2 pseudogenes are annotated in these 1,017 nt (G+C 55.5%); both read left to right on the top strand.

Annotated elements, in window-relative coordinates:
• A pseudogene (locus ACFFT4_RS30255) lies at window positions 1-486 on the top strand (Gfo/Idh/MocA family protein); the annotation flags it as partial.
• Window positions 487-723: 237 nt separating this feature from the next.
• A pseudogene (locus ACFFT4_RS30260) lies at window positions 724-1,017 on the top strand (phytanoyl-CoA dioxygenase family protein); the annotation flags it as partial.

Consider the following 1,017-nt stretch of genomic DNA (forward strand, 5'->3'; position numbering starts at 1 on the left):
AAGGACGTCTACAATGCCTACGGCCTGCTCTGCGGCTTGAACAGCCACGACCTGTCGGCGATGCGGGAGCTGCTCGGCATGCCGAAACGGGTCGTATCGGCCAAGCAATGGAACGGCGGCGGCTACATCGCCGCGATTCTGGAATTCGACGGCTACTACGCGACGTTCGAGACGGGGGTGGACGATCAGCGCCGCTTCGACGCCCATATCGAGGTGTTCGGACGGACGAAGTCGATGACGGTCCAGTACGACACTCCGTATATCCGCCATCTGCCAACGACGCTGAACGTCAAGGAAACGATCGACGAGGCGTACGTGGAAACCGCGAACCGCCCGACGCTGAAAGACCCGTACACGGTGGAGCTGGAGCATTTTTACGAGGTCGTGACGAAAGGGATCGTCCCGAAGACGACGCCGGAGGACTACAAGAACGACTTGGAGATATTCAGAATGATCGCCGAGGCGCTTCTTAAGGAGGAAGCTTAAGTTTGAACCCAGGATACATCGCAGAGCGGACCCAATGGAATGGAGAAAGGGAATGGCTTTGCCCGCGAGTTTTGGCTTTGAGTGGCTAACCGCTAAAGGTCTTATCGATCCAAGCCACTCAAAACAACCTGTCTGAAGCCGGCAAAGCCATCCCTTTCGGAATGCAATGGACTTGCACTTAGGGTTCTACTTTGATCGCGAATAAATTTGGGAGAAACGAACGGAGGAGAAACGAGCATGACGCAATTACTGACGAAAGCCGAAGTCGACGCCTATGGAGAACAAGGATATACGCTGTACAAGAAACCGGTGTTTTCCAAGGAGAAGATGGATAAGCTGCGGGGGATTTTCGAGGATCACCTAGCGGAAAAAGGAGATAAGCTGTCCGACGAGCTGGATACGCCGCACTTCCGCGACAAGCGGCTGCTGGAGTTTCTGCTGGCCGACGAGGTGCTCGACCTGGTCGAGCCGATCATCGGGCCGAACATCATGCTGTGGTCGAGCCACTTCATCTGCAAGGACCCTTACGTG

The organism is Cohnella cellulosilytica (genome assembly GCF_042431195.1).
In the GTDB taxonomy this organism is placed as follows: domain Bacteria; phylum Bacillota; class Bacilli; order Paenibacillales; family Paenibacillaceae; genus Cohnella; species Cohnella cellulosilytica.